9 protein-coding genes are annotated in these 12,532 nt (G+C 66.0%); 5 read left to right on the top strand and 4 right to left on the bottom strand.

Annotated features, from left to right (window positions below; all coding sequences use genetic code 11):
- Nucleotides 1-11: 11 nt before the first annotated feature.
- Nucleotides 12-1,556, bottom strand: coding sequence for an acyl-CoA synthetase (locus SCA01S_RS05940; protein WP_062783921.1), 1,545 nt, complete (start codon nucleotides 1,554-1,556; stop codon nucleotides 12-14).
- Between the two features lie 226 nt (nucleotides 1,557-1,782).
- On the opposite strand from SCA01S_RS05940, the gene SCA01S_RS05935 reads away from it, so the two are divergent.
- Nucleotides 1,783-3,843 carry a 3-hydroxyacyl-CoA dehydrogenase NAD-binding domain-containing protein gene (locus SCA01S_RS05935; RefSeq protein WP_062783918.1) on the top strand — a complete coding sequence of 687 codons (2,061 nt, stop codon included), beginning with the start codon at nucleotides 1,783-1,785 and terminating at the stop codon, nucleotides 3,841-3,843.
- Nucleotides 3,844-3,909: 66 nt separating this feature from the next.
- Here the strand turns inward: SCA01S_RS05935 and SCA01S_RS05930 are convergent, their stop codons facing one another.
- Both SCA01S_RS05930 and SCA01S_RS05925 read right to left on the bottom strand, forming a co-directional pair.
- Nucleotides 3,910-5,052: an acyl-CoA dehydrogenase family protein gene (locus tag SCA01S_RS05930; protein WP_062783915.1), complete on the bottom strand. Its 1,143-nt coding sequence runs from the start codon at nucleotides 5,050-5,052 to the stop codon at nucleotides 3,910-3,912.
- Nucleotides 5,053-5,072: 20 nt separating this feature from the next.
- Nucleotides 5,073-7,229: a TonB-dependent receptor gene (locus SCA01S_RS05925; RefSeq protein WP_062783912.1), complete on the bottom strand. Its 2,157-nt coding sequence runs from the start codon at nucleotides 7,227-7,229 to the stop codon at nucleotides 5,073-5,075.
- A gap of 289 nt (nucleotides 7,230-7,518) precedes the next feature.
- On the opposite strand from SCA01S_RS05925, the gene SCA01S_RS05920 reads away from it, so the two are divergent.
- The 4 genes from SCA01S_RS05920 to SCA01S_RS05905 all read left to right on the top strand — a co-directional run bounded on the left by SCA01S_RS05920 (nucleotide 7,519) and on the right by SCA01S_RS05905 (nucleotide 11,608).
- Nucleotides 7,519-8,175 carry a TetR family transcriptional regulator gene (locus SCA01S_RS05920; RefSeq protein ID WP_062783909.1) on the top strand — a complete coding sequence of 219 codons (657 nt, stop codon included), beginning with the start codon at nucleotides 7,519-7,521 and terminating at the stop codon, nucleotides 8,173-8,175.
- Between the two features lie 159 nt (nucleotides 8,176-8,334).
- Nucleotides 8,335-9,600, top strand: a complete 1,266-nt coding sequence (locus SCA01S_RS05915; RefSeq protein WP_062783906.1) for an acetyl-CoA C-acetyltransferase — start codon at nucleotides 8,335-8,337, stop codon at nucleotides 9,598-9,600.
- Between the two features lie 19 nt (nucleotides 9,601-9,619).
- Entirely contained in the window at nucleotides 9,620-10,402 is a 783-nt protein-coding gene (locus tag SCA01S_RS05910; protein WP_022678572.1) for an SDR family NAD(P)-dependent oxidoreductase, read from the top strand.
- A gap of 42 nt (nucleotides 10,403-10,444) precedes the next feature.
- Entirely contained in the window at nucleotides 10,445-11,608 is a 1,164-nt protein-coding gene (locus SCA01S_RS05905) for an acetyl-CoA C-acetyltransferase (RefSeq protein WP_062783903.1), read from the top strand.
- 1 nt (nucleotide 11,609) lies between these two features.
- Here SCA01S_RS05905 and SCA01S_RS05900 read toward each other — a convergent pair whose 3' ends face one another.
- Nucleotides 11,610-12,524, bottom strand: coding sequence for a LysR family transcriptional regulator (locus SCA01S_RS05900; protein ID WP_062783900.1), 915 nt, complete (start codon nucleotides 12,522-12,524; stop codon nucleotides 11,610-11,612).
- Nucleotides 12,525-12,532 lie beyond the last annotated feature (8 nt).

Raw genomic sequence — 12,532 nt, 5'->3', positions numbered from 1 at the left:
ATTGGCAGGCGCTATGCCAGCAGCGCCGGCAGTTCGGCGTCGGGCTGGCGATAGCGATCGTGTAGCAGGCGCTTGTAGAGCTTGCCGGTGGGATGGCGCGGCAGTTCGGCCATGAATTCCACCCGGCGCGGGATCTTGACCCCGGAAAGCTGTGGCCGCAGCCAGTCGATCAGCGCGCGGGCAAAAGCCGGGGTGGCATCGGCCATGTCCATGGGCTGGATCACCGCGACCACGCATTCGCCCATTTCCGCATCGGGCGCGCCGACCACGGCAGCATCGGCGATGCGCGGGTGGACCACCAGGGCGTTCTCGATTTCCTGCGGATAGATATTGACCCCGCCCGAGATGATCATGAAGCTCTTGCGATCGGTGAGATAGAGATAGCCGTGCTCGTCAAGCCAGCCTACGTCGCCAAACGTGGCCCAGCCATGGCGATTGTGGGCTGCGGCGGTCTTTTCGGGGTCGTTGTGATAGGAAAAGGCTGGGCCATCGGCAAAGCACACCAGCCCTTCCTGGCGCGGGGGCAGGGGGTTGTCGTCCTCATCGCAGATGTGCAGCGTGCCGATCATCGCGCGTCCCACCGAACCGGGATGGGCCAGCCATTCGGGCGCGGTGATCAGTGTCATGCCGATCGCCTCGGTGCCGGAATAGTATTCCATCAGGATCGGGCCCCACCAGTCGATCATGGCCTGCTTGACCGGCACCGGGCAGGGCGCGGCGGCGTGGATCGCGAGGCGCAGCGACGAGCAATCGTGGCGCGCGCGTGCTTCATCCGGCAGCTTGAGCATGCGCACGAAATGGGTGGGCACCCACTGGCTGTGCGTGACGCGATAGCGCGCGATCAGCGCCAGGGCCGCTTCGGGATCGAACTTTTCCATGATCACCACCGTGCCGCCCAGCGCGAGCACTTCGCGGCACCAGCGCAGCGGCGCGGCATGATAGAGCGGCGCGGGATTGAGATAGATCGTCTCGGCCCCGAACCCCAGCCGCGCGCAGACGGTGCCCAGCGGAGAGGGCGTGGTGATGGCGGGATCGCTCGGCAGGGGCGGCTTGATGCCCTTGGGACGGCCGGTGGTGCCCGAGGAATAGAGCATGTCGATCCCGGCGCGCTCGTCCGCGATCGGCGTGGTCGGCAGCGAGGCGGTAGCGTCTTCCCAAGTCTGCCAGCCCGGAACAGCCGGCCCAAGCGTATAGCGCAAGGCTGGCGCGGCATCACCCAGCGTCTGCAGCAGCGGCGCCAGCGTGCCTGAGGCGATCAGCATCTGGGCACCACTGTCCTGCAGGATATAGGCGATCTCGGCAGGGGCGAGACGGGTGGACAGGCACACGAAATAGAGCCCGGCGCGATGGGCCGCGCAGGTAATCTCGAGATAGCGCGCGTCGTTTTCCAGCATGATCGCCACCACCGCGCCCTGTTGCAGCCCGGCGCCGCGCAACAGATGTGCGCCCTGGTTGGAACGGGCTTCCAGCTGCGCGAAGGTGATGGTCTGGCCCGAGCCGGCCATGATGATGGCTGCCTTGTCCGGCATGGCGCGGGCAAACTCGCTGGGGTGCATCGACAACCTCTCGTTTCGGGCGGCGCGGTTTCTTTCCGGGGCGCCGTTGCGGACGCGCGCCGTGGCCGGCGATCGTCTGCACAGCAGCATAGCCATGAACGGGCCGGGGGCGCAACCATGAACTTAACTGATCGATCAATTGACTTCGTCATGTGGAGTTTTTAAGCCAGCCATCAAGGCAGGCCGGGGCTGTTTCCGGCCGCCATGGTGAGAGGCTTTCCGATCGATGACCAATCCGCTTTGCACCCTGTCGCACGAGGACGGCGTGGCCGTGCTCGCCATCGATTCGCCCCCGGTCAATGCGCTGGGCCAGGCGGTGCGCCAGGCGATCCACGAAACCATGGGCAAGGCTCTGGCCGATCCGGCAGTGACCGCCGTTGTGATCCTGTGTGCGGGTCGCACGTTCTTTGCCGGGGCCGATATCACCGAGTTCGGCAAGCCCTTTGCCGCGCCTGGCCTGCATGACATGTTCGACCGGTTCGACGGTGCCAGCAAACCGATCGTCGCCGCGATCCATGGCACGGCGCTGGGTGGCGGGCTGGAACTGGCGCTGGCCTGCCATTATCGCGTCGCCGTGCCCACCGCCAAGCTCGGGCTGCCCGAAGTGGCGCTGGGCCTGTTGCCTGGCGCCGGCGGCACGCAGCGCGCCCCGCGCCTGATCGGCGTGGCCCAGGCGCTGGACCTGATCGTCGGCGGCAAACCGGTCGCTGCGGCGCAGGCCTTGCGCATCGGCTTGATCGATCGCGTGCTGGAAGGCCAGGACATGCGCGCCGAGGCCGTGGCCTACGCCCGCGAACTGGTGGCAAGCGGCGCCCCGCTGCGCCGCACGCGCGACTTGCCGGCCGACCTCACCCCGCAGGAGGCCGCCGCCACGATCGCCGACTATCGCGCCCGCCATGCGAAAAGCTTCGTCGGCTTCAAGGCGCCGGGCAACATCGTGCGCGCGATCGAGGCGGCCACCGACCGCCCGTTCGAGGCCGGGCTGACCCGCGAATGGGAACTGTTCGAGGAACTGATGGCCAGCCCGGAATCGGCGGCACAGCGCCACATCTTCTTCGCCGAACGCGCCGCCGCCAAAGTGCCGGTGGCGCGCGATTGCGGCGAAGTGGCGATCGCTTCGGTCGCGGTGGTGGGCGCGGGCACGATGGGCAGCGGCATTACCCTGGCATTCCTCAACGCCGGCTTTCCGGTGACGATGATCGACGTGAACCCGCCAGCGCTGGAGCGTGGCGCCGCGCATGTGCGCGCCACGCTGGAGGCATTGGCCAGCAAAGGCCGGATAACGCCAAGCGTGCGCGACGCGCGCATGGCCGCCTTTGCCACGGCCACCGCGCTCGATGCCGTGGCTCGGGCCGATCTGGTGGTAGAAGCCGTGTTCGAACGGCTTGACCTCAAGCAGCAGGTGTTCCGCCAGATCGACGCGCTGGCCAAGCCGGGCGCGGTGCTGGCGTCCAACACCTCGTTCCTCGATCTTGACGCGATTGCCGCCGTCACCGCCCGCCCCGCAGACGTGGTCGGGCTGCACTTCTTTGCGCCGGCCAACATCATGCGCCTGCTCGAAGTGGTGCGCGGGGCCAAGACCAGCGACCGCGTGATCCAGACCGCCATGACGCTGGGCCGCAAGCTGGGCAAGGTGGCGGTGCTGTCGGGCGTGTGTGATGGCTTCATTGCCAACCGGGCGATGGCGCGGCGCAGCGAAGCGGCCGATCGCCTGCTGGAGCAGGGCGTGATGCCGTGGGACGTGGACGCGGCCATGGTCGGCTATGGCTTTCCGATGGGGCCGTTCCAGATGATGGACCTTGTTGGCCTGGATGTGATTGGCTGGGATAAGGAAAACACCGCCGGGCGCACCGTGCAGGAAGTGCTGTGCGAAGCCGGGCGCCTGGGCCAGAAATCGGGCAGCGGCTATTACGACTATGACGCGCAGCGGCGCGGCACGCCCTCGGCTTTCGCCGAAGCCACGATCCGCGATTTTGCCGCACGCTCGGGCCAGCCTGCCCCCACGCTGTCGGCGCAGGATATCATCGAGCACCTGCTCTTCCCGGTGGTCAACGAAGGGGCCAAGCTGCTGGAAGAAGGCATCGCGCTGCGCGCGTCAGACATCGATATGGCGCTCGTCGCGGGCTATGCCTGGCCGGTCTATACCGGTGGGCCGATGATCTGGGGCGACCACTGCGGCCTGGCGCGGATCGTGGCCGCGCTGGACGAGCAGATTGCCCAAGGTGCGCCGATCACGGTGTCCAACCTGCTGCGCACCAAGGCGGCGGCCGGCGAAACTTTCCTCTGAACGCAAGAAGGCGCCGCCCGATGCCACGATCGGGCGGCGCCAGTTTCCTTGATTGCCCAACAGCCGTCAGAGACTGCGGGCAATCACTTCCTTCATGATTTCCGACGTGCCGCCATAGATCCGCATCACGCGCGCGTCGCGCCAGATCCGGGCGATCGGATACTCGTTCATGTAGCCCGCGCCGCCATGCAGTTGCAGCGCCTCGTCCGCCACGCGGCCGAGCAATTCGGTGTGATAGAGCTTGGCCGCAGAAGCCTCGGCAGTGGTCAGCTTCCCCGCCACGTGGCGATCCAGCGCCCAGTCGATATGGCTCCAGCCCACTTGCAGTTCTGCCTGGAGCGCTGCCAACTGAAACCGGGTGTTCTGGAAATCGAACACCGTCTTGCCGAAAGCCTTGCGATCCTTGGTGAACGCCACGGCCTCGTCAAACGCCCGCTGCGCCAGGGCCTGCGCGCTGATGGCGATCGACAGGCGTTCCTGCGGCAATTGTGCCATGAGATAGGCAAAGCCGGCGCCTTCCTCGCCCAGCCGGTTTTCGATCGGCACACGCACATCGCTGAAGAACAGTTCGGAAGTATCGGCCGAATGCTGGCCTATCTTGTCGAGATTGCGCCCACGGGAAAAACCGGGCCGATCGGCTTCCACCAGGATCAGGGAAATGCCTTTGCCCCCGGCCGCCGGATCGGTCTTGGCCACCACAATTACCAGATCGGCGAGCTGACCGTTGGTGATGTAGGTCTTGTTGCCGTTGATCACATAGGCGTCGCCATCCCGCACCGCCGTGGTGCGGATGCCCTGAAGATCGCTGCCCGTGCCCGGCTCGGTCATGGCGATGGCGACGATCGCCTCTCCGGTGATCATGCGCGGCAGCCAGCGTGCCTTGAGTTCCTCGGACGCATAGTGGACGATGTAGTCCAGCACGATGTCTGATTGCAGGACCAGGCCCGCCGAACTGCCGGTATAGGCCAGTTCCTCGCCGATGACGGCGTTGTAGCGGTAATCGAGACCCAGCCCGCCATGGTCCTCGGGCGCGGTGGGGCAGAGCAGGCCCGCTTCCCCCGCAGCGTGCCAGAAGGCGCGGTCGACAATGCCCTGCTCCTCCCAACGGTCAAGGTTGGGCAGCAAGTGGGCGGCGAAGAACTTGCGCACGGCATCACGGAACAGCGCGAGTTCGTCGCTGGCGGCGGGCCGGGTCTCGATAGGGATCATGAAGGCTCCTGGTGCCGGGATCAGAACGTGAAACGAACCGACCCGCCATAGGTACGGGGCTGGGCCGGGACGAGATAGTTGAACGGGAAGCCGGCGCCGCGCAGATCGAGGCCGTAAGCCAGGGTTTTTTCCTGCAACAGGTTCTGCACCCAGGCCCGCAGCGTGACATTGCCGCGCGTCCAGGTGATCGCGCCGTTGACCTTGACGTAGGCACCCTGCTGCAATTCGGAATTGACCTGGGCACCGCCAGCGGCGTTGACGGCGTTGAACGGCGAGAAGAACTGGCGGCTGACGTAGTTGAGGTTGGGAGAGAAGGTCAGCGGCCCGCCGGCAATGTCGAGCGGTGCCCAGTCAAACCCGCCCTGCGCCGTCCAGCGCGGCGCGAAAGGCAGGTCGTTGCCGGCAAGGTTCGTGCCGGAAAGCGTGAGTTCCTTGTAGGTGGCGTGGAGATAGCCGACCGACGCATTAACCGAGAAGCGCGAAGAGGCGCGATAGGTCGCCTCGCCTTCGAAGCCATAGCTTTCCGACTTGGGCGCGTTGAGCAGGAACGAGACCGGGCCAGGCCGCGTATCCTGCAACTGCTGGTTCTGGTAATCGTAATAGAAGGCGGCGAGGGCGAGGGACAGCCGGCGATCGAGGAAACGGCCCTTGGCGCCGATTTCATAGGCGTTGACGTATTCCGGCTTGATATAGGTAATCCCGGCCGAATTGGTGTAGCCACCGCCGTTGAACGCGCCGGAACGATAGCCGCGGTTATAGCTGGCATAGAGCAGCGTACCGCTGTCGAACGTATAGGTCAGCGCGGCGCGGCCGGTAAGTGCGTTGTTGCGCCCCTTGATGGCATAGCGCGCGTTGGCGTCATAAGGGCAGGTGCCGACGCCGGTGGTGCAGGGCACCGTGGTGAACAGCGGCGTGCGCGTGCCGCCGAAAGCGCCCATGAAGAGATAGGCGTAGCCATCGTCATAGGCCGAGCGATCGGCGCTGTAGCGCAGGCCGATCGTGGCCACGAGCCTGGGCGTCAGGTTCACGTCGGTCTGCCCGAACACCGCATAAGTACGCCGCACCTGGCGGAAATGTTGGAAGAACCCACCGTCCACGCCTGGCGCGATGGCGCTGCCGATATCGAAGCCGTTGTCAGAGACGGTCTTGTCCCAGCCATAGAACACGCCGGCCACGGCCTTGACCGCCTTGCCTTCGTAGTTGAAGCGGGCTTCCTCGCTGAACTGGTCGAACTTGGCCTTCTGTTGAAGATCGAGGATATCGAGCGGCGAACCGTCGGCATCGAATGCGGCGTCGAGCAGGCCATTGCCGATGGCGGTGATCGACGTGAACGAGAGGCGCGGCGACAGTTCGTAGGAAATCTTGGCCGAGGTGCCGTATTGCCGCGTGCGGTTTTGACCGATGCGATTTTCGTTGATTTCAAAGAAACCGGGCGCGGCGGTGGCGGCAAGACCCTTGATCGGCTGCTGCGTGCCGTTGGCGCGGCTGGCATAGGCCTTGATCACGATATCCAGCGGGCCTGCGCCAGGGCGGATATGCAGCGTGCCGCGCACCTGGAGGCTATCGACCGAGCCGGCGTCGGGCTGGCCGGGATAGATGTTGCGGAACTTGCCGTCGCCTTTTTCATAAGTGGCGGCCACGCGGAAGCCGAGTTCGTCTTCCACCATCGTGGTTTCGAGCGCGCCTTGCGCCTTGAACGTGTTGAAATTGCCATATCCGGCTTCGGCATAGCCGCGATTGCCTGACAGCGTCGGGGTGTTGGTGATGAAGTTGATCGCGCCACCTGTGGTATTGCGGCCAAACAGCGTGCCCTGTGGCCCGCGCAGCACTTCCACGCGCTGAAGATCATAGAGGCCGCCGCCCTGGCCCACGCGGTTCACCATATTCACGTCGTCGATATAGACGCCAATCGGCGAGACCTGGTTCGGGTTATATTCGTTGGCCACGCTGACCCCGCGCAGCGCAAAGTTGGGCTGGGTATCGCCCATGGCGCTGTTGATCTGCAGGTTGGGCACGATCTGGCCAAGCTGATTGGCATTGGTCACGCCCTTGTTGCCCAACTGGTCGCCGCTGAGCGCAGTGATCGCGATCGGCACGGTCTGGATCGACTGCGAGCGCCGCTGCGCGGTGACGATAATGTCGCCGGGCGCGGCTGCGGGCGTGGCTTCGGCCGACACATCAGGCGTAGCTTGCGCATGAACCAAAGCGGGGGACCATGCACATCCTAGCAGGAATGCGAGTCGCGCGGTAACCACCTGAAGCCTCATGGGGTATCCTCTCTCGGTATGGCGGGCGTCTGATCGGTAGGAAGTCCGGCGCGCCCATTCGTCAAAGTTAATCGATCGATTGGCTAACTTCTATCGGCGGTCGCGCGGCGGTGTCAATACGCCTGCTTCGGAGAATTCTCCGAAGCGCCCGCCTGCATCCCCCCTTGCGATGTTAATTGATCGGTTTATGACTGCTGGGATGACGACGGCATCCGAAATCGCCCGCGAAGGAACCCTGCGTGCCGCCCGGCGCGAGACGGCACGTACCGCGCTGCTCAATGCCACGGCAGAAATCCTGTCCGAAGCCACCCAGATCGAAGCATCACTGAGCGAAATCTCGCGGCGATCCGGCGTCAACTCCGCGATGATCAAGTATTATTTCGGCGACAAGCAGGGACTGCTGATGGCCTTGCTGGAGCGCGAGGCCGAACGGGAAATGAGCGGTCTCGACGCGCTGGTGGCGATGGATGTCTCGGCCGAGCGCAAGATGACGATCCACGTCGAGGGGATCGTCAACGCCTATTACCGCTCGCCCTATCTCAACCGGCTGGTGCATTACATGGTCGAAGCCGGCGGACCGGAAGCCAGCGCGCGCGTGTCGGACATGTTCATCACGCCGATGATGGCCGCCTATCGGCAGATCGTGGCCCAGGGCGTGCGCGAAGGCACAATGGTCGATGTCGATCCGGCCTTGCTCTATTACGCGCTGGTCGGCGCGGCCGACCACATCTTCTTCGCCGCCTATTCGGTGCCCACCACGCTGGGTGTGGCCAAGGTCGACGTGGGAATCAAGCAGGCCTACGCCACGCTGCTGCGCGACCTGTTCCTGCGCGGACTGCGCCCGGACAAAGACTGAACCGCTGAGAAGTTGATCTTTTTTCCTCGACTGCGCGCGTCGGGAGCGAATGCGCGCGTCAAGGCGGTTTACAAGCGACGCGGTTTGCGTAAAAGGCGCTCTACAAAACCAATCAATCGATTAATAAAGATCGATGCAGCCAGAGGAGACCGACTCGCCATGGGCAATGCGTATATCTTTGACGCGGTGCGGACGCCGCGCGGCATCGGTAAGTCGGGCAAGGGCGCACTCGCCCATCTTCACCCGCAGCACCTCGCGGCAACAGTGCTTGAGGCTCTCGTCGCCCGCAACGGTCTCGCGGGCGCCGTGATCGACGATGTGATCTGGTCCACCTCCTCGCAGCGCGGCAAGCAGGGCGGCGACCTTGCCCGCATGGCCCTGCTCGACGCCGGGATGGACGTGCAGACCTCGGGCATGACGCTCGATCGGTTCTGCGGTGGGGGGATCACCGCCATAGCGCTCGCCGCCGGGCAGGTGATGGCCGGTCTGGAAGACGCGGTGATCGCCGGCGGCACCGAAATGATGAGCTTCACCGCCGATCGCGAAAGGGCCGAAGTGGCGGCCGGGCTTGGCCCGACGATGATGGGGGCGGGTAATGACCGGCTCGACCAGCGGCATCCGCAATCACACCAGGGCGTGTGTGCCGATGCGGTCGCCAGCATGGAGGGGATCACGCGCGAGGCGCTTGACGCATTTGCTGCCGAAAGCCAGCGTCGCGCGGCGATTGCCATCGCCGAAAAGCGCTTTGCCCGTTCGGTCGTGCCCGTGCTCGACGACGCCGGGGCTATGGTGCTCGACCACGAGGAGTTTCCCCGCCCGCAGACCACGGCCGAAAGCCTGGCACAGCTCAAGCCTGCCTTCGCCGACTTGATGGACATGCCCTACAATGCGGCCGGCGATACCTTTCGCCGGCAGATCGCGCGGCGCTATCCCGACCTTGAGATCGTGCCGGTGCATCACGCCGGTAGCAGTTCGGGCGTGGTCGATGGCGCCGCAGCCGTTCTGGTCGGCTCGCGCGAATTTGGCGAGCGTCATGGCCTGGTGCCCCGCGCCCGGGTGGTGGCGGCAGTGAACGCGGGCGATGATCCCACGCTGATGCTCAACGCGCCGGTGCCCGCAGCCCGCAAGGCCCTGGCCCGTGCCGGCCTGGGCGTGGCGGACATCGATCTGTGGGAAATCAACGAGGCGTTTGCCGTGGTGCCGGAAAAGGTCATCCGCGACCTGGGGCTCGATCGCGACAAGGTCAACGTCAACGGCGGGGCGATCGCGCTGGGCCACCCAATCGGCGCGACCGGCGCTATCCTGGTGGGCACGTTGCTGGACGAGCTGGAGCGCACCGGCCAGCGCCTGGGCCTCGCCACGATGTGCGCGGCCGGCGGCATGGCCCCGGCGATCATCATCGAGCGCATTACCGCTTACGCCTAATCGAGAGGAAGCCGATCAGATGAAAATTGGACCATCCACTGTTGCCGTGGTCACCGGCGGCGCATCGGGCCTGGGCGCCGCGACTGCGCGCGCCTTGGCAGCACGCGGCGCCAAGGTGACGCTGTTCGATCTCAATGCAACCCTGGGCAGCAGCCTGGCGGCGGAAATCGACGGCCATTTCGCGCAGGTTGACGTGACCAACGAAGCATCGGTCGATGCCGGGTTTGCCGCCGCACGCGCCGCCCATGGCCAGGAAAACGTGCTGGTGTGCTGCGCCGGCATCGGCTTTCCCGCCAAGACCGCCGCACGATCGCGCAAGGATGGCACGATCGGGCATTTCCCGCTCGATGCGTTCAATTCGGTTATTCAGGTAAACCTGGTCGGCACGTTCCGCTGCGTTGCCAAGGCGGCAGCCGGCATGCTGACGCTGGAACCTGGCGAGGATGGCGAGCGCGGCGCAATCGTGATGACCGCCTCGGTCGCGGCCGAGGATGGCCAGGTGGGCCAGGCCGCCTATTCGGCTTCCAAGGGTGGCATCGTCGGCATGACCCTACCCATTGCACGCGATCTTATGGGCGATGGCGTGCGGATCAACACTATCCTGCCGGGCATTTTCGATACCCCGCTGATGAATGCCGCGCCCGACGCGGTGAAGGAAACGCTGGCGGCATCGGTGCCGTTTCCCAAGCGCTTTGGCATGCCGGCCGAATACGCCGCGGCGGCGATCGGGCTGATCGAAAACAGCTATTTCAATGGTGAGGATGTGCGCCTCGATGGCGGCATCCGCATGGCGCCGCGCTGAGTGGCGGCGTGCCTTTTCCCGAGCAACAAGGACAGATGACTTATGCCTGAAGCCTATATCGTGGCCGCCGCGCGCACTGCCGGCGGCCGGCGCAAGGGCGCGCTGTCTGGCGTGCATCCGGCCGATCTTGGCGCCGTGGTGCTCAATGCCCTGATCGCGCGCGCGGGGATGGACCCGGCCGGCGTGGATGACGTGATCCTGGGCTGCGTTACCCAGGCGGGCGAGCAGGGTTCGGCCCTGGGCCGCAACGTGGTGCTGGCATCCAACCTGCCGCAATCGGTGCCGGGCGTGACGATCGATCGCCAGTGCGGATCGTCGCAACAGGCACTGCACTTTGCCGCGCAGGCGGTGATGAGCGGAACCCAGGACGTGGTCATCGCCGCCGGCGTGGAAAGCATGACGCGCGTGCCGATGGGGTCGAACGTGGCGCTGCACACAGCGGCGGGGCTGGGCCAGGGCCCCTGGCCGGAATCGGTGCAGACCCGCTTTGGCGTGCCGGCCTTCAACCAGTTCCATGGCGCCCAGGCGATTGCCGACAAGTATGGCTTCAGCCGCGAGGCGATGGACGCCTATGCCCTGGCCAGCCACGAGAAGGCCGCTGCAGCGATCGCGGCAGGGCTTTTCGACGCTGAAATCGTGCCGGTGATGACGGCAGAGGGTCCGTTTGCACGCGATGAAGGCGTGCGCGCCGATGCCTCGCTGGATGCGCTGGCCGGCCTCAAGCCCTTGACCGAAGGCGGCTCGCTCACGGCGGGCAATGCCAGCCAGATGACCGATGGCGCATCGGGCGTGCTGGTGGCAAGTGAGGCGGCGCTCAAGCGCTACAACCTTTCGCCTATCGCGCGGATCGTCAACCTGACGGTGACCGCCGGCGATCCGGTGATCATGCTGGAAGAACCGATCCCGGCCACGCGCCGCGCGCTGCAACGCGCCGGCATGGCGCTGGGCGATATCGACCTGTTCGAGGTGAACGAGGCGTTTGCCTCCATCCCGATGGCCTGGCTGGCCGCGCTCGGGGCCGATCCGGCGCGCCTCAACGTGCGCGGCGGCGCGATTGCCCTGGGCCATCCGCTGGGGGCGTCGGGCACCAAGCTGATGACCACGCTGCTGCACGCCCTGTCGGCCACGGGTGGCCGCTATGGCCTTCAGACCATGTGCGAAGGGGGCGGGGTGGCAAACGTCACCATCGTGGAGCGCCTAGTCTAAGCTATAAGGCGCGGATCGTCGCGCGCAGCCAGGCGAGGCCCTGGTCTGCGCGCTGGCGGGCGTGCCAGATCAGCGCGATGGGAATGCGCACTTCCTCATCCACCCCATCGAGCACGACGACATCGCCGCGCGCCACCGCCGGCGCGGCGATGCGCGCGGAAACGCGGGCGACCAGATCGGTGCGCGCCACCAGGGCCACGGCGGTCTGCGATTCATAGACGGTGATGCGGCTGGGTACGGTGGGGGTGGTGCGCCAATCGCCCAGATCCGCCTGCGCCGTGGCGCCGATCCCGGCGGGAAAGCCCGGCAGCGGCGCCGGGCCGCCGGGCGTAATGGTGATCCGCGCGGCGGGATCGATCGCGGCCAGTGGCAGGCGCTGGGTCACCACGGGATTATCCGGCGCGGCGATCCACACCATCTGTTCTTCGTAAAACGGTTCGACCACGATCCGTTCGGGCAGGCTCATCGCGGCGCCCAGGGCCAGATCGGCCGTGCCATGGTCCAGCAGGGTGACCACCGCCTCCCCGGAAGGGACGATCCGCAGGCTGACGCCGGGCGCGACCTGCCGCACATGCGCCACCAGGGCCGGCACCATCAGGTGGCAGAAATAGGGGCTGGCCGCCAAGGTGAACGTGCGGTCGGCGCGCGCCGGTTCGAACGCAGTGGGGGCCAGGGCGGCCTGGAACTGCGCCAGGCCGCGCCGCACGCCGCCGGCGATTTCCTCTGCACGCGCAGTGGGTTGCAAGCCGCTTTGCTGACGCAGGAACAGCGGATCGTCCATCACGCGGCGCAGGCGCGCCAGGGCATGGCTGACCGCGGGCTGGGTCAGCCCGAGCTGGCGCGCGGCGCGGGTGACGCTGCGGGTTTCCATCAGCGCATCGAACACGCGCAGCAGGTTGAGGTCGAGGGCGATCATGCACACTG

The sequence above is a fragment of the Novosphingobium capsulatum NBRC 12533 genome, assembly GCF_001598375.1.
GTDB lineage: Bacteria > Pseudomonadota > Alphaproteobacteria > Sphingomonadales > Sphingomonadaceae > Novosphingobium > Novosphingobium capsulatum.
This window is presented reverse-complemented; position numbering and strand designations above follow the sequence as displayed.